The sequence below is a fragment of the Helicobacter ailurogastricus genome, assembly GCF_001282945.1.
Classification (GTDB): domain Bacteria; phylum Campylobacterota; class Campylobacteria; order Campylobacterales; family Helicobacteraceae; genus Helicobacter; species Helicobacter ailurogastricus.
On the sequence record NZ_CDMG01000002.1, the window covers coordinates 553,786 to 574,984 of the forward strand.

Annotated in this window: 16 protein-coding genes; 8 read left to right on the plus strand and 8 right to left on the minus strand. The window is 46.5% G+C overall.

Annotated elements, in window-relative coordinates:
* The first annotated feature begins 3 nt into the window (after positions 1-3).
* From serS to tmk, 7 genes are read left to right on the plus strand one after another with little or no spacing between them, the layout of a single operon-like run.
* Positions 4-1,260, plus strand: a complete 1,257-nt coding sequence (gene serS, locus HAL07_RS02840; protein WP_053945006.1) for a serine--tRNA ligase — start codon at positions 4-6, stop codon at positions 1,258-1,260.
* Between the two features lie 9 nt (positions 1,261-1,269).
* Entirely contained in the window at positions 1,270-3,789 is a 2,520-nt protein-coding gene (locus HAL07_RS02845; RefSeq protein WP_053945007.1) for a tetratricopeptide repeat protein, read from the plus strand.
* Positions 3,786-5,222 carry an ATP-dependent helicase gene (locus HAL07_RS02850; RefSeq protein WP_082355785.1) on the plus strand — a complete coding sequence of 479 codons (1,437 nt, stop codon included), beginning with the start codon at positions 3,786-3,788 and terminating at the stop codon, positions 5,220-5,222. Before HAL07_RS02845 ends, HAL07_RS02850 begins: the two co-directional genes overlap by 4 nt.
* A complete protein-coding gene (gene flgA, locus HAL07_RS02855) occupies positions 5,219-5,893 on the plus strand; it encodes a flagellar basal body P-ring formation chaperone FlgA (RefSeq protein WP_082346452.1) in 675 nt (224 codons plus the stop codon). Before HAL07_RS02850 ends, flgA begins: the two co-directional genes overlap by 4 nt.
* Positions 5,890-6,450 (plus strand): UbiX family flavin prenyltransferase, encoded by a 561-nt coding sequence (locus tag HAL07_RS02860; RefSeq protein ID WP_053945008.1) that lies wholly within the window; start codon positions 5,890-5,892, stop codon positions 6,448-6,450. The genes flgA and HAL07_RS02860 overlap by 4 nt, the downstream gene beginning before the upstream one ends.
* Entirely contained in the window at positions 6,447-6,938 is a 492-nt protein-coding gene (coaD, locus tag HAL07_RS02865) for a pantetheine-phosphate adenylyltransferase (RefSeq protein ID WP_199767509.1), read from the plus strand. Before HAL07_RS02860 ends, coaD begins: the two co-directional genes overlap by 4 nt.
* On the plus strand, positions 6,923-7,492 hold the full coding sequence (tmk, locus tag HAL07_RS02870) for a dTMP kinase (protein ID WP_053941834.1): 570 nt from the start codon (positions 6,923-6,925) through the stop codon (positions 7,490-7,492). The genes coaD and tmk overlap by 16 nt, the downstream gene beginning before the upstream one ends.
* Positions 7,493-7,497: 5 nt before the next feature.
* Here tmk and HAL07_RS02875 read toward each other — a convergent pair whose 3' ends face one another.
* The 5 genes from HAL07_RS02875 to HAL07_RS02895 form a co-directional block, all read right to left on the minus strand.
* A complete protein-coding gene (locus HAL07_RS02875; protein WP_053945010.1) occupies positions 7,498-8,196 on the minus strand; it encodes a tetratricopeptide repeat protein in 699 nt (232 codons plus the stop codon).
* 380 nt (positions 8,197-8,576) lie between these two features.
* Complete coding sequence (locus HAL07_RS02880) at positions 8,577-11,669, minus strand: efflux RND transporter permease subunit (RefSeq protein ID WP_053945011.1); 3,093 nt, start codon at positions 11,667-11,669, stop codon at positions 8,577-8,579.
* Positions 11,669-12,613, minus strand: a complete 945-nt coding sequence (locus HAL07_RS02885) for an HlyD family efflux transporter periplasmic adaptor subunit (protein WP_053945012.1) — start codon at positions 12,611-12,613, stop codon at positions 11,669-11,671. Before HAL07_RS02885 ends, HAL07_RS02880 begins: the two co-directional genes overlap by 1 nt.
* Complete coding sequence (gene crdB / locus HAL07_RS02890; protein ID WP_202903466.1) at positions 12,610-13,809, minus strand: copper resistance outer membrane protein CrdB; 1,200 nt, start codon at positions 13,807-13,809, stop codon at positions 12,610-12,612. The genes HAL07_RS02885 and crdB overlap by 4 nt, the downstream gene beginning before the upstream one ends.
* Positions 13,809-14,183, minus strand: a complete 375-nt coding sequence (locus HAL07_RS02895; RefSeq protein ID WP_053941838.1) for a FixH family protein — start codon at positions 14,181-14,183, stop codon at positions 13,809-13,811. Before HAL07_RS02895 ends, crdB begins: the two co-directional genes overlap by 1 nt.
* A gap of 99 nt (positions 14,184-14,282) precedes the next feature.
* Between HAL07_RS02895 and fumC the strand changes: the two genes are divergently transcribed.
* Positions 14,283-15,674 carry a class II fumarate hydratase gene (gene fumC, locus HAL07_RS02900; protein WP_053945013.1) on the plus strand — a complete coding sequence of 464 codons (1,392 nt, stop codon included), beginning with the start codon at positions 14,283-14,285 and terminating at the stop codon, positions 15,672-15,674.
* 155 nt (positions 15,675-15,829) lie between these two features.
* Here fumC and HAL07_RS02905 read toward each other — a convergent pair whose 3' ends face one another.
* From HAL07_RS02905 to HAL07_RS02920, 3 genes are all read right to left on the minus strand, one after another.
* Positions 15,830-16,690, minus strand: a complete 861-nt coding sequence (locus HAL07_RS02905; protein ID WP_156295919.1) for an outer membrane protein — start codon at positions 16,688-16,690, stop codon at positions 15,830-15,832.
* Positions 16,691-17,407: 717 nt separating this feature from the next.
* Entirely contained in the window at positions 17,408-20,641 is a 3,234-nt protein-coding gene (carB, locus tag HAL07_RS02915; protein ID WP_370695955.1) for a carbamoyl-phosphate synthase large subunit, read from the minus strand.
* A 77-nt stretch (positions 20,642-20,718) separates the two neighbouring features.
* Positions 20,719-21,199, minus strand: a 481-nt coding sequence (locus tag HAL07_RS02920) for a BspA family leucine-rich repeat surface protein (RefSeq protein WP_156295925.1), incomplete at its 5' end; no start/stop codon positions are given.

Sequence of the window (21,199 nt, forward strand, 5' to 3'; positions counted from 1 at the left end):
ACCATGATTGATAAAAAACGATTGCTTAGTGATTTTGAGGGGGTGCGCTCCAATTTAGCCCAGCGTTTTTTAGACCCCACGCTCTTAGACAAACTCAAAGATCAACTCATCGCCTACAAAGCCCAAAAACAAGAGTTAGAGCAAGCCCAAGAGTTTCAAAACAAGAGCTCTAAGCTTTTCTTCACCCACAAAGACGACCCCATCAAGGCGCAAGAGTTAAAAAGCGCGCTGGAGGCCAATAAGGCCAAGATTGCAGACCTAACCGCCCACACAAACAAGCTCGAAGAAGAGCTAGATGGCTTGTTGCAATCCATCCCCAATCTCTTAGACCCCATCACGCCCTTTGGCAAAGATGAAAGCGAAAATGTAGAAATTAAAAAAGTTTTAACCCCCAAAACCTTTGGCTTTGTCCCCAAAGAGCACCATGAGCTCGCGCAAGAAAATGGCTGGATTGAGTTTGAGCGGGGGGTAAAGATCGCTCAAAGTCGTTTTAGCGTGCTAAGAAAAGAGGGCGCGCTTTTGAGTCGGGCTTTGCTTAATTTTATGCTCGATCACAACCACGCGGCGGGTTTTGAGATTGTATCCCCTCCCATTTTAGCCAACGCCAAAACTCTTTTTGGCACGGGACAACTGCCAAAATTTGCCGAGGATTTATTCAAGGTGCAAGAGGAGGATTTGTATTTGATCCCCACCTCTGAAGTGAGTTTGACGAATTTATACGCCGATGAGATTTTAGCGCACGAAGAATTGCCCATTTTAATGACCGCTTGCACCCCCTGCTTTCGCAAAGAGGCGGGCAGTGCGGGCAAGGACACGCGCGGCATCATCCGCCAACACCAGTTTGACAAAGTTGAATTGGTGGCGATCACGCACCCAAAAGAAAGCGATGCCATGCAGGCCAAAATGTTAGAAACAGCCAGCGGGATTTTAAAAGCCCTAGAGTTGCCCCATAGATTTGTACAACTTTGCAGCGGAGACATTGGCTTTAGCGCGAGCAACACGGTGGATATTGAGGTGTGGTTGCCCGGGCAAAATTGTTATAGAGAGATCAGCTCTGTAAGCAACACGCGAGATTTTCAAGCAAGACGCGCCAAAATCCGCTACAAAGAGAATAAAAAGAACGCTTTAGTGCATACCCTCAATGGCTCGTCTTTGGCGGTGGGGCGCACCTTAGTGGCCCTTATGGAAAACCACCAAGAGAAAGACGGGAGCATTAAAATCCCTGAAGTGTTGTGGCCCTACTTGCCCCACAAGCTCTAAAGGTTTGGCATGGTCGATGAGAATCAAGACAGAAAGGCAGCCGATCAACAAAATGGCTTTGAGGGCGATGAGCTCAGCCCCGATAACCACAATAAATTTACCACCTTTGTTGGCAATTTTAAGACTTTCTTTAACAAAGATCGCCTTCTAGCCAACATTAAAAACCCCAAAGAGTTTTTAGGCAATTTACGCAGCCGCCCCAAACTCTTCTTCTCTATTTTGGGCGGGGTAGGGATCGTCGTTTTAATCGTTGTGGGCACGATCCTTGCCAGTTTTTTTGCCCATGAAGAGCACTACGAAGAAAAATTGGGCAAAAACACACAAGACCAGATCAATAAACTTGTCCGAGCCAAGACGGGGGAGGGTGTCGTTTTAGACAACTTGCCCACTTTAAGGGACAACAACAGCCACATCCCCCTAAGCAATGAAGAAGAAGTCAATGCCTTGATCCAAAAGGCCGACATTTTATACAACCACGGAAACACGGAAGAGGCCTTAAAGATTTTTAGCGACATTTCCCTCACCTCCAGCAGCATTGCTAACCACAATCTAGGCGTGATTAGGATGCGCAAACACGACTATATAGGAGCACTCAAGGCTTTTGACAACGCTTTGGCATCTAAAAGCGATGCGAGTGTGAACGCCATTAATGCAATGGCCACTGCCTTTTACCTTAACAACATGGACCTTTATACCCGCTATTTAAGGACCGCACAAACACATGTCCAAGAGCTCAAAGACCAGCCCATTTATTCCTATGTCTATGCACTGACACTCTACTACGGCGGACATTACTTTGAAACCTTATCTGCGCTGACCAACCCCCAATCAAACTTATTTAAAACAAATAGGTTACGCTTGGCGGCTAAAATGTACTTGCTCTTTGGAGATGAGGTCCATGCGGCTGAGTATTTAAGCGCGATCGCCACTCCTGAAGATAAAAAGGCTTTAGGTCTGCTCTATGCGCGCTTAGGCGATTACGACCAAGCGATCCAAAACCTACAAGACTACGCCATTAGCCATCCCGAAGACGACGAATCGTTCTTGGCGTTAGAGCTCATCGCACTTAAGATGGGAGATTTTAGTGGGGCGCACAATCTTTTAGGTGTCCTCTTGCGCAACATTAACAAAAACCCACACAAAGAAAAAATTTTAACAGACACATACAGACTTGAGCCAGTTTTAAACCACCACTTTTTTGACATCAACACCATCCGCAAGGGGTTTTGGGAAACGAATTTTGGAGAAGGGCTAGGCCTGCCCATCGAGCGGGTGTTGTTTTACTACGCCCCCTATCGGTTGATTGATGTCAAAAACGCTTTGGGCTCGATCCAAAAAGGCGTGTTTTTTGTAGATAGCAGTGGGAAACAGGATTTTGATGGGGCGGCTAATTTTTTAGAGCACGGCAAGGATGTGAGCGTTGGCGACCAACACATGATTGCTGGGATCAGGCATTTAAAATTTTCACACCTACGGCTAGCCCTCAAAGAATTTAAACTCTCTTTAGAGGCCAACCCTAACAGCTCTATGGCGCACTACAACACGGGTTTAATCTATGCCCAACTGGATAACTTCCACGATGCCAGTTTCCACTTTATGAAAGCCTACCGCCTAAACCCCCACAATGTCCTAGCCGGAGCACTGGGTGTCTTGGCCATGCGCCTTGATTACCGCAATCCTAAGACCTTTCTTAAACAGGTAACAACAGGCTTTGATGCCCAACAATTTTCTAACAAAACCAACCAAGCTTTTTTAAGCTCCTTGATCGCCTATTTAAACGATGCGCCCAACGATGATTTGACTTGGATTCGAGGAGCCAAGCAACCCCTAGCCATTTATTACGCTTTGGGTGTAGCCTATGCCAACCGCGCCAAAGATAAACAACGCCTAGCACAAAACTTTGCCGCTCTAAAGAAAATGTACCCCAACAACATGCTCACGAATGTGTTTTATGAAATAGCACTCAAATACCGTGCTAATATCCGCCAAATGCTTGGAGTCTATGCCTTCCTCACCAACAAAAAAACCAATTTTGAAGAGCTCATACACGGCCCGCTCTTGGCCCGCAAAATGTATATTTATATGGGCTCTGTCACGGGGCTCTTAAACCACGAGGAAGAGGAGCTCAACACCCGCTTGAGTGCGTCAAACAATCAAGAGATGAGCATAGATTTGCTGCGCATGCTCGGCTTGCTCCATATTTTCCAAAAGCAATATGAAAAATCCGTGGGGATTTATAATTTTCTCATCGATAAAATAGGCGATCACGAAATGGAGGTTTATGAACTCGCCAGCGTGGCCTATATTGCCCTAAAACGCTTTGACAATGCCGCCTTGTTGTTAGAGATTGGCAAGACCATGGATCCGGACAATTACGAGGTGCGCTATGGCTTGGGGTTACTCTACCAACGGGTGGGCAATTTAAAAGCCAGTTTGAGTAATTTTGGTGCCATTAAATCCCACGATTTCCACTCGTATTATTTTGATTTTCTTTTAAACACGCCCACAAACGCCCAAGATTTTCCATGAACGCCCAAGCCCTATTAGCCAGTTTAAACCCTGCCCAGCAAGAAGCCGCGCGCCACATTAAGGGGCCGCTTTTAATTTTAGCCGGGGCGGGCAGTGGCAAGACAAGAACCTTAACCACCCGCCTAGCCTATCTCATTGGCTGTGTTGGCATCCCCCCTGAAAACACACTGACTCTAACTTTCGCCAACAAAGCCGCCCGCGAAATGCGTCAAAGGGCCATGGATCTTCTAGGCAGACAGCACACTTCTTACAAACCAACGCTGTGTACTTTCCACAGCTTTGGCCATGCTCTTTTAAGAGAACACCACGCCCTTTTGGATCTGCCACCTGATTTTCAAGTGGTTACCCAAGAGACCATGGGCGCGAAGTTACCCGAAATCTTAGGCAAACCCTTAGAGGAGCGCACCATCAAGGGCATGTTTAAAAAGTTTTCACAGGTAAAAAACCAATGTGTCCCGCTTAAAAGTTGTTGGGAGAGCGTCCAATGGGCCTTTGTGCTCTACAACGCCTTTTTAAGGCAAAATGGACTTGTGGATTTTGATGATTTAATCGCACTGCCTTACGCACTCCTTGAAAAAAATCTAGCGCTCGCCAAGAGTTTGGGCCAAAGGTATGCTTATATTTCTGTAGATGAATACCAAGACACCAACCCTCTACAATTTAAATTGCTCCAAAAACTTTGTGGTACGCACCAAAATTTATGTGTGGTCGGAGATGACGACCAAAGCATTTACGGCTTTAGGGGGGCGGATGTACGCAATATCTTGGCCTTTGAACACCACTTTAAAGGAGCAAAAGTCATCAAGTTAGAGCAAAATTACCGCTCCACGCAAAACATCCTAGAGTGTGCGAACCAACTCATTAAACACAACCGCCAACGCCACAACAAGACCCTTTTTAGCGATAAAGCCAAAGCCCCTAGCCAAAAGCTGAAATTTTTACACTTTGCCAATGCGGATGCAGAAAATATTTTTCTTGTCCAGCAAATTCAAGACTGCCTAAATCGAGGCATCGCTCCCCAAAACATCGCCATTTTATACCGCCTGCACTGCCTAGCTAAAAAAATCCATGAGGGGCTAAAGGGTGCCCATATTTTGCATGAGATTTTGCGCCCAGATGACAATCCCCTAGAGAACTACACCCCTCCACCAGAGGGCATAAGGGGGGTGCAGTGCATGAGCGTGCACACTTCTAAGGGGCTTGAGTTTAGCGTGGTCTTTTTAGTGGGTTTTGAAGAGGACTTTTTCCCCTATGGAGGCGTGGAGGACATTGAAGAAGAGCGACGGCTGTGCTATGTCGCCATCACCCGTGCCAAAGAAGAGCTTTATATTTGCAGTGCCAAAGAACGCTGTTACTTCGACAAAATTTACACCCGTTTAGAGCCTTCATCTTTCTTAGAAGAAGCGCAGTTGCACCTACAGGCAGAATCTTGAGACTTCTATTTCTCATCTTGCTTTTTATTCCCCTGTGCGCGCAAGGGATTTTAGAGGAGGCGATTGCAGAGGCTTACACCAACTTTTATGCCAAATACCCGCTTAAAGTCCAAGCCGTGCAGGTCAGCCTTGCTAGTGGCAGCCCAGCCGTGCTAGAGCAGATTTTAAAACAAACCAAAAAAACGCAAGATCTTAATTTGCAGTGGCGCACTCCGCAATTTTTAAGCCAAGAGGGGTTGTTGAACTTGAGCCTACAAAATAAAAGCGTGTGGGTGAAGTACAAAATCAAGGCGAGCATACAAGTCTATAAAAGCAAGACCATGCTAAGAAAAGACCAAAATTTAGACCAAAGCAACACCTATCAAGTGAGCATCCCCTTTACCCGCTTTTTTGCCATGCCCATCGATTCGTCCTACATCAACAATTCTAGCGCGAGAAGTTTTTTAGCGGCCAACACGCTTTTAAGCATAGATAAGATCGGGGCGCAGATTTTAGTCTATAAACACGAGATTTTTCACGCCACGCTCAAAGAGGGGGCCATCTCTTTAGAAACCTCTTTACAAGCTTTAGAAAATGGGGTTTTAAACCAAGTGATTCAAGCGTTGAATGTGCAGAGTAAAAAGGTCGTGCAAGTGAAAATCACGGGGTTTTTAAAGGGAGAGGTGCTGTGAAGTTGGTTTTGGGGGTGAGTGGGGCGAGTGGGGTTAATTTGGCGTGGTGTTTTATTGAGAATTTGCCCCATGACATCGAGCTGTTTATCGTGTTGAGCGCGCACGCTAAAAAAGTGGCCCTTGCTGAAATGGGGCTGCATTTTATTAAAAAACTAAAAACGCTCAAGCGCCCCTACACCCTCTACAAACACCATGAAATCGATGCCCCCATCGCCTCAGGTAGTTTTGGCATAGACGCGATGGCCGTGATTCCAGCAAGCCTGAACACCTTTAGCAAAATTGCACACGGCATTTGCGATGACTTATTAACCCGTTGCGCCTCAGTGGTGCTTAAAGAGCAAAAAAAGCTTTTGATCGCCCCTAGAGAATTGCCCTTGCACGCCATCGCCCTTGAAAATCTATTGAAGCTGGCACAAGCAGGGGCCATCATCGCCCCACCCTTTCTCACCTACTACACTAAACCCAAAGACCTAGAGAGCATGGAGCTGTTCTTAGTGGGTAAGTGGTTTGACTCTTTAGGGATTGGAAATGACTTATATCAAAGATGGGGGCTTTGATGCCGCTTGCGCTCTATCCGGGGACATTCGACCCGATCACAAATGGACATTTAGACATCATTAAAAAAGGGGCAGACTTATTTGACCCTCTAATTGTGGCTGTGGCTAAGTCGCACGCCAAAAACCCCATGTTTAGCCTGCAAGAACGCCTAGAAATGCTAAGGCTTGCCACAAACTCCATAGAAAATGTCAAGTGTTTGGCCTTTGAGGGGCTTTTGTGCGATTTAGCCAAGTCTTACCATTGTCGGTGGATCATTAGGGGGCTTAGGGCGGTGAGCGATTTTGAATTTGAGTTTCAAATGGGCTATGCGAATAAGTCTTTAAACCCCGAGTTAGAGACGCTTTATTTTATGCCCGCCTTGCAAAACGCCTTCATCAGCTCTTCAGTGGTGCGCTCTATTTTGAGCCACAACGGGCAAATCGCCCACTTGGTCCCACCCCTTGTTTTAGAATTTATTGCCAAGAGGTTCCCATGTTTATTGCCCTAGAGGGGATAGACACGAGCGGTAAAAGCACGCAAATTGCCCTGCTAAAAGAAGTCTCCCCCCACGCTCTTTTCACTAAAGAGCCGGGGGGCACGCCACTAGGGCAAGCTTTACGCCAAAAGGTCTTACACGAGCATTTAAGCCCCTCTGCACAATTCTTGCTTTTCTTAGCCGATCGGGCATTGCACTTAGAAGAGGTGTTAAAACCCAACACGCATAGACTCGTCTTTAGCGACCGCTCTTTGATCTCAGGGCTTGCCTACGCCCCCTACCCTTTAGAGCAAGCCTTAGAGCTACACAGAGCGCATGGCTTGCTAGAGGTGTTGCCCGATCGCGTCTTTGTGTTTGAGCTTAAATCCCAAGCCTTAAAAGAGCGCCTACAAGCCAAGAGCAAAGACAAGATAGAGGTTAGGGGTTTAGAGTTTTTAGAGCGCACCCAAGAGAGAATCTTGCAAGCCTGCCAACTCTTAAGGGTTTGCACCCACATTTTAGACGCAACCCTAAGCCCGCAAAGCTTAAACAGAAGCATTTTAGAGCACTTAAGCGGCGATGATTAGCTTTGCTAGGGCTGTTTGTTGCAAGCATCGGGATAACCGGTGTTGCAGGCCCTTTGGTAATATTGCATCGCCATTTCTTTATCCTGCTGTACGCCAACCCCTTTTTCATACATTTCTGCCAAACTATTATTCCCCATAGCATCTCCCATATTGGCCGCTTTTTGGTAATATTCTAGGGCTTTTTGATAACTTCTTGGCACGCCTGCTCCATCGCGATAGATCATCCCCAAACAAACATACCCCGAAGAGCTCCCCATGTCCACGGCTCTTTGGCAATATTCTAAGGCTTTGTCAGCACCGCTATCGCTTTTATCAAGGATGTTGAAGGCCAAAATAAAATAGGCATCGGCAATCCCTGTTTGCGCGACTTTAAGCAGATAATCTGTGTGGTCTGTATCCGCACTTGAGAGCTCCCTATTCCACAAATCCATGGCCGTTCTGATATTTCTAGTGGTCCCCTGTCCGTGCATCAACATGACCCACAAGTAAAAACATGCACCGTAGTTTTTGCTGCAACCTTCGCGGAAGTATTGCAGGGCCATTGTGTAGTCTTTGTGTTGGTAGGCTTGCAACCCAGCGGCATAATTCTGACTGGCCTGATCGCGCTCGGCTTGGGTGCGCACATTGGCTTGGAGGCTAGAAAAAACAAACACACCGGCCACCAACACGGCTGTAAATCGTTGAAGAATTTTATAAATCATCATTGTTATTCCTTAATAAATTGGTGAGGGTTTAATTTGCTGGCATCGGCTGCGCACGCCAAAGCCACGCCATCAAGCACCATTGAAGAAGACAATCCAAAGCGAGGGGAGGTCAATAAATGCGCTTGTCTGGCTAACCCTTTTTGCGATAATAAACAGACTCTCCCAAAAGCGCTTAAGGAGAGTTTATAAGAGAGAGAGAGAGAGAGATGGCAAAAACATCCATAAGCACCCTTAAATTAAAATCGCCCCCCATTCTAGTATAAAAATGCCTCATTCGTGCAAACACATTGTCTAAACTTTGTTGTCGCCTTTTTTAATTATTTTTCAATCCCCCTGCACGCCCATAAAATGATCCCCAAGAGCCTTATAAAACAAAGACCTTAACCCCCTTTAACTGCCCTATTTTTGATCACAAAATACGCCGTGGGGATGATAAAGAGGGTCAAAACCACGCTGGTGATCATCCCGCCGAGCATGGGCGCGGCGATGGAGTGCATGATCTCTGAGCCCACGCCATGCGAGTACATGATAGGCACGAGCGAAACTAAGATGCTAAAAAAAGTCATTAATTTGGGGCGCACCCTTTGCACCGCCCCGTGCATGATCGCCTCTTTGAGTTTTGCGCTTGTGTGTTGCTCTTGTTTTAAGAAGTTTTGGTAAGCGTCCTCTAAATAAATGATCATCACAATCGCCGTTTCACTCGCCACGCCCAAAAGAGCTAAAAAGCCCACCAGTGCGGCGATGCTCAAATTCAAGCCCCAAAGTTTCATAAAGACAAGGCCGCCTAAAAAGGCAAAGGGTAGGCTGAAGAAACAAAGTAAAGAGTTTGTGGGGCTTTTGAGTGCAAAGACAATTAAAAGAAAGATGATAAAAATACTCATGGGCACGATGTATTTTAAGGTCGCGAAGGCTTCGTCTAAATATTGGCTCTCACCCGAAAACTCGTAATAATACCCGCTAGGCAGGCGCAAACTCTCTAGGGCTTTGATAGCCGCCTCGCGGTAACTCTCAGAGCTCACCCCATTTTTAGGCACGATGTAAATAAAATGCACATTCAAGCCTTTTTCGCTTTTAAGCACCGCAGGGGCGTTTTCATAATAGACGTTGGCAAACTCTCTTAAGGGCACATAGCTAGAGGGGGTTTTGATGTAGAGATTTTGCAAAGATTCTATATTGTTGCGCTGGGTGTCTTTAAGCCGTACAGAGATGGGGTAACTTTCCACACCATCAATTAAAGTTGTGATGCTTGCCCCGCCCATACCAAAGCTCACCATGTTTAAAACCGCCTCTTTGGTGAGGTTGTATTGCGCCAATTTTTCGGGGCGCAAATCCACATTCAAATAGTAGCCATTGTTGGATTTCTCGGCAAAGACAGACAGACTTTGGGGCAGGGTTTTGAGCTTTTGCTCCATTTTAATCGCCAGTTCTTGGAGTAGATAGGGGTCTTTGCCATAAAGTTTAATGCCAAGCGGGGTGCGAATCCCCGTTAAGAGCATGTCAATGCGCCCTCTAATGGGGTAGGTCCAAGAATTGACCAAGCCTTTTAATTGCAGGGTCTGCTCTAGCTTGTCTCTTAGTTGCTTGTAGGTGATTTTTTCGGGCCACTCAGCTTTGGGTTTTAGCTCAATGTAGGTTTCTAGCATAGAAAGGGCTGCGCTGTCCGTGCTGCTATTGGCGCGCCCGGCCTTGCCAAAGACTTGTTTGACTTCAGGGATGGCCTTAATGCGCTTGTTGGTTTCCTCTAGGTATTTTTTAGCCGTGTCTATGCCTACGGCGTTGGTTGTAACGGGCATGTACATCACCACGCCCTCATTAATCGCCGGGATAAACTCCCAGTTGAGTTTTTTATACACAAAATAAAGCCCGCCTAAACCCACCACGCTAAGGGCTAAAAACACCCATCTAAAGCGCAAGACAAAGCGCAAGCACACCCCATAAATCTTAATAAAAAAGGCGTTAATGGGGTTTTTACTCTCCTCTATGATCTTGCCCTTGATGAAAAAGAGCATTAAAATCGGCACGACACTGATAGAAAGCAGGGCCCCCACGAGCATGGCAAAGGTCTTTGTGTAGGCCAGCGGAGAGAAAAGCCGTTTTTCCTGCCCGCTTAAGTCAAAAATAGGCAAGAAAGACACCACGATGATCATGAGGGCAAAGAAAATCGCGGGGCCGACTTGTTTTACCCCCGCAATGATGGCTTCTTGGCGTTCTTGGTCGTTTTCTATGTTGGCGTGGCTTAGGTGTTTGTGGGCGTTCTCCACCATCACAATCGCCGCATCCACCATCGCCCCGATGGCAATGGCAATCCCGCCCAAACTCATGATGCTTGCCTCAATGTTAAAAAAGTGCATGAGTAAAAAGCTTAGGCACACGCAAAGGGGCAAAGTGATGATCACCACCAACGCACTTCTAAAGTGCAAGAGAAACAAGGCGATCACAGCAAGCACGATCACGCTTTCCTCTATGAGTGTGTGGATGAGGTTATCCACGCCCTTTTCAATCAACTCGCTTCGATCATACACGGGCACGATTTTTACATCGGGGTTGCCCTCTTGCAAGCGGGCGATTTTGGCTTTGATGCGCTCTAAAATGCGGTAGGTGTCGGCGTGGTAGCGCACCATCACAATCCCGCCCACCACTTCTTGTGTGCCATTTAAATTTGCCACGGAGCGGCGGGGCTTGGGGGTTAAATTCAGTGTGGCGACATCTTTAAGCTTAATGGGCGTTAAGTTGGGCGTTTTAAGCACAATTTCGCCCAAATCCTTTAGGCTTTTGGTGTAGCCCTTGGCGTGGATGATCTTTTCAAACCCGTTTTCTAAAATGATTCCCCCGCCCGTGTCCTCGTTGGATTTTTTAATGGCATTCACCACATCCTGCACACTCAAATCGTATTTAACTAAAGCATCGTTGTCTAGGGTAACTTCGTAGTTTTTCTCAAAGCCCCCCACGCTGGCAACCTCGCTCACCCCATCCACGCCCAAAAGCGCGTAGCGGTAGTAAAAATCTTGCAAAGTTTTAAGCTCGGCTAGGCTTTTAGTCTTGCTTGTTAAGGCATATTGGTAAGCCCAGCCAATGGAGGTCGAGTCGCTGCCCATCTCCACCTTCACCCCAGCGGGCAACTTCACCCGCGCCATCTGCTCGCTCACCCGATCGCGGGCAAAATACAAATCCACGCCGTCTTTAAAGATGATATACACCAACCCCGTTTCATAGCTAGAAATCCCCCGCACGGTTTCAATGTCAGCAATCCCCATAAAGTTAGCCACCAAAGGATAGACCGCTTGCTCTTGCACCACCTGCGGGCTTTGGTTAGGATAACTCACTTGCACGACCACCTGCGTGGGCGATAAGTCGGGTAGAGCATCCAAACGGGTGTTTTTCATCGCCCATAGAGACACTAAAAAGAGCAAGAAAGTCACCATCAACACAACTAACTTATTTTTAAGGCTTAAAGAGATGAGCGCGTTAATCATCACTCATCCCCATTGTTGATCGCATCCGCATCCAAAATAAAGAGCGCATTTTTAGCGACTTCATCGCCCGCTTTCAAGCCCTCTAAAACCTGATAACTCCCATCGCTCAAGCGTTTAGCCTTGATCTCTGTGATGTCAAACGAGTCGTCATCTTTTTTAAACACCACTGCCCGCCCGTTTTTAATCAACACCGCCTCTTTAGGCAAGATAAGCATTTTTTGCGTGGGTTGGTAAATCGTAACCTTAGCAAACATGTTGGGGAAAAAAAGATTACTGGGGTTTTTTAAAATGAAGCGGGCCTCAAGCATTTTATCTTGTGCGCCCACAAGGGGGTTGATGTTAGAAAACTCTAAATCAAACACCCCGGGCACGCCCTCGATCTTGATCTGCGCTTTAGACAAGTGGCGCACAAAATCCAAATCCTCTTGATTGACCCGCACCAAGACATATAGGGCTTTTAAATCAATGATTTGAAACACCAAAGCCCCACTTTTAATAAATTCTCCCTCATTGATGTTCTTAGTAAAAACTACGCCGCTAAATGGGCTTAGCATTTCTACGCTGTTTTGCACTTTTTTAGTTTGCATGATTTTATTGATCTCGCCCGCTCCCACGCCAAGCAAGCGCAACTTTTCTTGCATTTGCGCGACTTGTCTATTAAAGTGCAAGGAAGAGAGCAACTCGCTTTGCACGGAGATCAAAGCAGGGGAGTAAATGCTAAAGAGTTTATCCCCTGCTTTCACGCTTTGGTAGGTGCGATTGACATAGAGTTTTTCCACGAAGCCGTCAAAGCGCAGATTGTAAGAATACACTTTGCGCTCATCGGCCTGCAAAGTGGCGTAATACCGCCTAAAGGGGGCAAACTCTTTAAGTTGCACCGCCACGCTACCCACTGCTTGCAAATGCGCCAAGCCCAATAAAAGCCCAAAAATCCACTTTTTCATTTCAGCCCTTTGAGGTTTTCTAGCGCAAGATAGGTGGTGGCTAAAGTGCTTTGGGTTTCTAGTTGTAGTAATTTCGTGTTGATGGTGTCGTTAAAGGCGTTGTAATAGCTGTTATAATCGCCCTGCGAGGAGGGCAAATTGTCCTTGTAGATTTGCACGATGTGCTCGCTGGCTTGTAAAATTTGCTCGATGTTGGCTAAATTCTTTTGCAATTGTGTGAGTTTTTTAATCAATTTGCGGGCATTGTGTTGCACGCTGTTTTTGGTGTTTTCTAAGGCATTTAGCGCCACTAAATGCTCTTGTTTGCGTTGTTGTAGGGTGTTGCTTTGTTTGCCATAAATGGGCAAGGGGATGGCCACGCCGATGGTGAACATGTCAAAGATTTTGGAGCGGAAGAGATAGTTAGCGGTCACATTGATATCTTCTAAAAAACTCTTTTTGGCTAAAGTGATGTTTTTTAAGGCTTGGCCATCTTGCAAGCTGGCGATTTTAATCGTGCGGTTGGTGTCCATGATTTCTTGCATCTCATGCTCGGGCTTGAAAGCCACGGGGCTGGGCGCTAGGCTTAATAAATCAACTTGGTTAAAAGTAAATTCACTGATGTTGATTTTATTATCCGCTAGGCTGTCTTGCAAGTCGTTTTGCTTGATTTCCCATTGCGCTTTAATCACTTCTAACTTGGCAATGGCGATTTGATCGGGGCTGCTCGAGTGCTCGGCCCTATATAACAAGCTGTCTAAATTGCCTAAAGCGTCTTTAAGCAAAGCTAATTTTTGGGTGTTTTTATAGACATTGACGGCGTTGGTTAAAATATTGATCGCGATTTGTTGTTTCAGTTGCTCTAATTCTAAAATCTTTTTTTGGCGCTCGATTTGCACCACTTGCTTTTGCGTGTGCCTTTTGCCGGTCACATCAAACTTTTGGCTAAGCCCCACGCTGATGCTTTGCATAAAGCTCGAATCTAAGATGAAAAAGTTATTGACATCGGCGTTGTTGTAACCCACATACAAGATGGGGTTGTCCCAACGGCTCACCGCCTGCGCCTGCGCTTGTAAGCTGTCTATTTGTGCTTGCAAACTCGCGATCTTGGCGTTTTTAACAAGATATTTTTTATAAACAACTTGTAAATCCAGCGGCGCACTCTGCAAGGCCACGCCCTGCAAAGCCAACAACAAAGCAACAATGAGCGCGCGCATTAGATATCCACGCTGCCTTTGCCCTTATAAATGTGCCCGTCCTTGGTTTTCACCTCCACTTTAACTTGCCAAGTCCCATTCATGGGCAAATTCACAGAGCCCTCATACACCCCATCTTTCTCTTTTAACTTGGCGCTTTCGTGCATGGCTGGCATGCCCGGCATTTCAGGCATGCTAAATTTTACTTTCACCTGAGCCCCTTTTAAAGCCTTGCCGTGCAAGCTAGGGGTGATGCTAAACTTATTGTCGCCATTGACAAATTTATTAGCAGACTTTAGAGCAATGTCGGCCTCTTTGGTTTTAAACTTCAACTCGTAGGCGTTTAGGCTCAAAGCCAAAGCCCCCGCTAAGAATAAAAAGGCAAATTTTTTCATGGTTTCTCCTTGATTTAAAATGCCCCATTCTAGGCAAGGATTGTGTAAAATTTGTGTAAATGTGCTAAAGTTTTAAAAATTTTTTGAAAGGATGGATGCATGCATTATAGAGTAGAGCATGACACTATGGGTGAAGTCAAAGTAGAAGATAGCAAATATTGGGGGGCGCAAACCCAAAGGAGTTTTGAGAATTTTAAAATCGGCGTGGAAAAAATGCCCCCCGAGCTCATCGCCGCTTTTGCCAAACTTAAACGCTCTCTAGCCAAAGTCAATCAAGACTTAGGCAAGTTGGACGCGAAAAAGGCGGGCGCGATCATGCAAGCTTGCGAGGACATTTTAGCGGGCAAGTTAGAAGGGATGTTTCCTTTAGCCATATGGCAAACGGGCAGCGGGACACAGACGAATATGAACATGAACGAGGTCATCGCCAACCGCGCGACCGAGATTTTGGGGGCGGATTTTAGAAAAGAAAAATTGATCCACCCCAACGACCATGTCAATATGTCCCAAAGCTCGAACGACACTTTCCCCACCGCCATGCACATTGTGGCCGTGTTGGAGCTCACCCAAACACTCTTGCCCGCCCTAGATGTCCTGCACACCACTTTGCACGCCAAAAGTGAGGCATTTAAGGACATCATTAAAATCGGGCGCACCCACCTACAAGACGCGACCCCTTTAACTTTGGGCCAAGAGTTTAGCGGGTATGTCAGCATGCTCGAGCACTCTAAGGCGCAGATTTTAGAGAGTTTGGAGGGCTTAAGAGAGCTAGCCATCGGCGGAACTGCTGTGGGCACAGGCTTAAACGCCCACCCGCAATTATCTGAAAAGGTGGCTGAGGAGCTGACCCGCTTTACGGGGCAAACATTCAAAAGCGCGCCTAATAAATTCCACGCCCTCACCAGCCACGATGCGATCACTTTCGCCCACGGGGCATTAAAAGGACTGGCGGCTAATTTAATGAAAATTGCCAACGACATCCGCTGGCTTGCCAGCGGCCCGCGCTGTGGTTTGGGCGAATTACACATCCCAGAAAACGAACCGGGCAGCTCTATCATGCCCGGTAAAGTCAACCCCACCCAATGCGAAGCCTTAACAATGGTGGTCGTGCAAGTGATGGGCAACGATGCGGCGGTGGGCTTTGCGGCCTCTCAGGGCAATTTTGAGCTCAATGTCTTTAAGCCCGTCATCATCTATAACTTTTTACAGAGCGTGAAGCTCTTAGCCGATGGGATGTTTAGCTTCAACGAACATTGCGCGAGCGGCATCGAGCCCAATAAAGACAAAATCGACTACTATTTGCACCACTCTTTAATGTTGGTTACCGCCCTTAACCCACACATCGGCTATGAAAACGCAGCTAAAGTCGCCAAAAACGCCCATAAGAAAGGCATCAGTCTCAAAGAATCCGCCCTAGAATTAGGGCTTTTGAGTGAAAAAGACTTTGATTCTTGGGTCGTCCCCGCTCATATGATCGCCCCAAAGGCGTAGGGCGTCTTAAAAAGTTTTACTTAAACCCCCTAGCTGGGGGGTTGGTTGCGGGGCTATCAAAGATCGAGTGTAAAAAACATCGTTGTGATTTGTTAAACCAACAAGCGCGAATGCGCTTTAGCGCCCAATCGCCCAAACCCAAACCATTCGTGGTTTTAGAAGTTGATCACATAATTAATGAACGCCGCCACATTGCGTCTAAACCTAATGGCATCTTTGCTATTAACTTTGAGAAACCGCCCCACTGTATAAGTCCCTTTGTTGGTGTAGTAAGGATCGTTGATGATAGGGATACGCACCCCCATTTCAATGCCTTGGTGTTTATTGACATTAAATCTAAAACCTACATTAACGATCACTTGCACGAAGTTGGGCGCATAGGTGGATTTGAGGCCGGGATAGTATTGGTTATTGATGCTCGCCTGCTTGTCAAAAAACTGATTTAGCGTAACACATCCACTAGGTTGGCCGTGTTGATAGACACCGGCCCAGTGGCAATACTTGTCCTTGCCCATCGACCAAGAGCTCCCCCCAACCATCGCTCCCGCAAAGACCCCAAACGAACTCTCATCGTTATCATAGAAGTTGTAGAGCATATCCAACCCCCCTCCATAAAAGAAATTACCGACCTTTAAATTGGCCACAACAAAATCGGGATCGGAGTTACGGCTACTCATAGAATTGGCCTGTCCTCCTTGCCCGCTAAAAAATCCATAAAAACGCAATCCAAAACGACTTTCTTGCCCAAAAAACATTTTAAACCCCACTTGGACATCTCCCCCATAGAGATTGCCCCGGTAGAGATTGTTGGCGTTGGTTGTGATGCCAGGCATCCCCGGGATTGTGTATTGCGTTGATGTGAATTGTGCAAAACTACCGGAAGCATACGAATACTGAAAGCCACCCTCTATGAACACGCCGTTTTTCTCTGCACTTAGTGGGGCAGAAAAAGCACCAATCCCTAAAACAAGAGCACTAAGTGAAAATAGAAAATTGGGTTTTCGTTTAGACACCATCATTTAATCCTCGGATTTACTTTGCAAAATCCTTGCCAATCCAAGGGCAAAAATTAGCGCAAAAATCTTTAAGATGGATAATGACACAAAAGAGCCCATATTTTGTTTAAAATCCACTTTTTAACCTTGCCAATGGGTAGCTTTTTTATCAGGTGGGCGTTCTAACTCTGTATCGGGGGGCGTGCTTGTATAAGATTTGAATAAGCATAATCTCTGTGGAGCGCCTTTAAAAATGGTTGCACCGCCCCCAAACTTAAGACCCCGCCTAAGCCTTTGCAACTCCTGCAAGCTTATAGGGGGTTGTGGCTGAATTTGGAGCATTCTAACAAGCTCAAAAAACATCTCGGTTGCCTTTAGCAATCTTCATAAACCCAGCTTAAAACTTACACGCATTTACGCTTTGAAACCCTCAAAAGTGCGGACATCACACTAAATTTAGATTTTCAAGTCTTTATCAATAGAAACACAGACCTTACAACCACCCACCTTTATCATGTGTTTAGAGCCGTGTTTAAAAAGTTCGCAATCTTTAAAGTGCAAAGACTCTTAGAAAAAATCCAAAGCAAGCTTTTAATGCGTAAAATCAAAGCCAATCACCTTTGGCTAAGGCATGCGAGCGCACTCTCTTTTGAAGAGCTTCTCTGCTTTCAGGCCTTAAAAGCTCTTGAGTAAGCTACGCTTTCAAATCTAAGCTACGCTCCTAAGTCTAAGCTACGCTTAGACTCCCTGCAACTCCTGCAAGCTTACGGGGGGGTTGTGGCTGAATTTAGAGTATTCTAGCAAACTCAAAAGCACCTTTTCTACCGCCTTTAGGGTGGTGAAATAGGAGATTTTGTTTTTGAGCACTTGCATGCGGATGATCTTAGAGTCCTCGCTCACCCGGTCGCTGGTGTTGATCGCCATGTCAATTTCATGGTTTAGCATAAAATCCGAGATATTGGGCCGCCCCTCAGAGATTTTAAGCACCTGCACGCTCTCTAGCCCCTCAGCTTGCAGTGCCTTGTGCGTCCCGGTGGTGGCGTAAAGCTTAAAGCCCAAGCTAGCAAAGGCGCGCATTAAAGGCATCGCCCTTTGCTTGTCGGCATCTTTGAGCGACACAAAGACATGCCCGCTGTGCTTGATGGGGTTGTTGCACGCAAGCTGGGATTTATAAAAGGCTTCGGCTAAAGTGTAGCCCACGCCTGCCACCTCGCCCGTGCTTTTCATCTCAGGCCCTAGCACCAAATCCGCCCCATAGAGTTTATTAAAGGGAAACACGCTCTCTTTGACAAAGACATAGTTTAAAGGCTTGGCTAAAAATAACCCCCCGCCTTTATTTTCTAGCCCCTTCATCTCTTCCAATTTTTGCCCCACCATCACCCCGATCGCCATCGCTGCAATGTCTAGCCCAAGTGCCTTAGACACAAAGGGCACGGTGCGCGAACAGCGGGGGTTGATCTCTAGCACAAAGAGTTGGTTATTCTTGTAGGCAAATTGGATATTCACGAGCCCCAATACTTGTAAGCCCAAGGTGATTTTTTGCGTTTGGGTATAAACCTCCTCTAAAACTTGCGGGCTTAGGCTTGGGGGGATAAAGCAAGTGCTATCGCCTGAGTGGATACCCGCCGGCTCGATATGCTCTAGCACGCTACACACAAAGACGCTTTGCTGGTCGCAAATGGCATCCACATCAAGCTCTAGGGCATCTTCTAGGAAAGTATCCATTAAAAGGCTGGTTTCAAAGCTGTAGTGTTCTATGTAGTCTAAACACTCCTCTTTGGTGCGTAAAATCCGCATTTTTGCCCCCCCTAGCACAAAACTTGGGCGTAAGATGAGGGGCAGCTCTAGCTGCTCTAAACACTCTAGGGCTTGCTCCCTAGAGTTGGCGCATAAGCCCTTCGGGTAGGCAATGTCTAAGCGATCTAAAAGTTTATGGCATAAATCCCGCTCTTCGGCAATTTCAATGTTCTTAAAGGCGGTGCCTAGCAAAGGGATATTCAGGGCTTCTAAGTCTTTGGCAATTTTTAAGGGCGTTTGTCCCCCAAAGCCCACCACCACGCCCATTAAATGCGCCCTCTCTCTTGCCACAATCTCTAGGACATGCTCTAAAGTGATGGGCTCAAAATAGAGCGTGTCGCTGGTGTCATGATCGGTGCTGATCGTCTCGGGGTTGTTGTTGATAATGATAGGACTTAAGCCCATTTTCTTTAATGCAAGGCTGGCGTGCGTCAAGGCGTAGTCAAACTCCATGCCCACCCCGATTTTATTGGCACTCGAGCCGATTAAAATCACCTTTTGGCGGGTGGATTTGGGGGGGTTGTTGTGAGCGGGAAAGACGGGGGCGTAAGTGCTGTATAGGTAGGGCGTGGGGCTTTTAAACTCATTGGCACTCAAATCCACTTGGTACATTTTAGGGTGCAAGTCTAGGGTATCCCTAGCTTGGCGCACCTCTGACTCGCCCATGCTTAAAAAACTGGCGATCAATGAATCGCTTAAGCCCATGCTTTTGAGTCTAAATAGGGCGGATTTATCGCTAAGTAAGGCATTATCTGCCTCTTTGAGCCCTAAGAGGGCTTGCACGATTTCGGCTATCTCGTTTAAAAAGTAAGGATCGATATAGCATAAATCATGCACCTCATTTACGCTTAAACCATCGCTAAAAGCGTGCATGGCGTAAAGTAAGCGTTTAGGGTTGGGGCGGCGTAGTTCTTTTTTCAAAAACGCCAAATCTAGGGGGCTCTCTAGAAAGACGCGCAAATTCTTTAAAAGATAATCACTCTCTAGGGCTTTCATCAAACTCTCTTTAAAGCTCCCTCCAATCCCCATCACCTCGCCGATGCTCTTCATAGAAGTGCCTAAAGTCGTGTCCACTTGGGGGAATTTCTCAAAGTCAAAATGCGGGATTTTGGTGATGATGTAATCTAAGGTCGGCTCAAAGCAAGTCGTGCTCTGGGTGACGTCATTTTGTATCTCTTCTAAAGTGTGCCCCAAAGCTAAAAGCGTGGCGACTTTGGCGATGGGAAACAGCGTGGCTTTGCTGGCTAGGGCAGAACTACGACTAACTCTAGGGTTCATTTCAATCACCAATAAACGCCTATCTTTGATGGCAAATTGCACATTCGCCCCCCCCGTATCCACGCCCACCGCCCGCAGTACGGCAAAGCTGGCATCGCGCATGCGCTGGTATTCTTTATCTGTCAAGGTCAAGGCAGGGGCTATGGTGATGCTGTCCCCGGTGTGTATCCCCATCGGATCGACATTTTCAATGCAGCACACGATCACACAATTATCCTTGCAATCGCGCACCACCTCCATTTCAAACTCTTTACAGCCTAATAAGCTCTCTTCAATCAAGATTTCATTGATGGGCGATGCCTCTAGGGCGAATTTGGCTAAGTCCCTAAACTCCTCAATGTTAAAGGCTACAGAGCTGCCCTCCCCGCCCAAAGTGAAACTAGAGCGGATGATGCAAGGAAAGCCCACTTCTTTGACCACACTTAACGCCTCCTCCTCGCTGTAGGCATACCCCCCTTTGGGTAAATCTAGCCCGATATTTAGCATGCACTCCTTAAACGCGCGCCGATCCTCTGCCTTTAAAATGCTCTCAATCTTCGCGCCTAAGAGTTTGACATTTTTAAGAGCCCCCTCAAAATGCCCCTGCTGGTGCAACTCCACCATGATATTTAACGCCGTCTGCCCCCCCATTGTGGGTAAAATCGCCTCTATGCCCTCCTGCTCGACAATTTTAAGCACATTTTGTATGTTAATGGGCTCAATATAGGTCTTATAGGCTAGGGCTTTGTCCGTGTTGATGGTGATGGGGTTGGAGTTTAAAAGCACCACTTCATAGCCTAAGCTTTTAAGCGTCTTAAGGGCAATGCTAGAGGAGTAGTCAAACTCGCACGCCTGCCCTATGACAATGGGACCCGAACCAATGAGTAGAATTTTCTTAAATTTTTGCATAGGCGGGATTATAGCAAAAGTTGGGGGGGAGTTGGGGCTATAGAGTTAGTTTGCTATAACCCTAGCTTAAGTCTAAAACTTGATGCCTAGATGGACTGCCTGAAAGGACGCTTCCCTTTATACCAAAATGGGTAATGCTTATAATTAAGACTCGAACAATCTTTAAACATATTGTCTAAACCATCTTGAACGCTAGATACATTCCATGTACTTAAGTCTTGGTTAAAATTTTCACATTCTTTAAACATGAAAGTCATATCCATGACTCTAGACACATCCCAGTTGTCTAAGGGCTGGTTAAAATCTTCACAACCCCAAAACATATAAAACATCTTTGTAACACTAGACACATTCCACCCATTTAGTGGCTGGTTAAAAAGCCCACATTTGCGAAACATCAAACCCATATCTCTAACCCTAGACACATTCCAACTAGAAATGTCGTGATTAAATAAAATTGCCCGATAAAACATGCCCCGCATATTCGTTACATGCGAAGTGTCCCAAGTTTCTAAACCCTCAAAGTTTTGACGCTCAAAGGCTGGGGCGTACCCCCCCCCCCCCCCC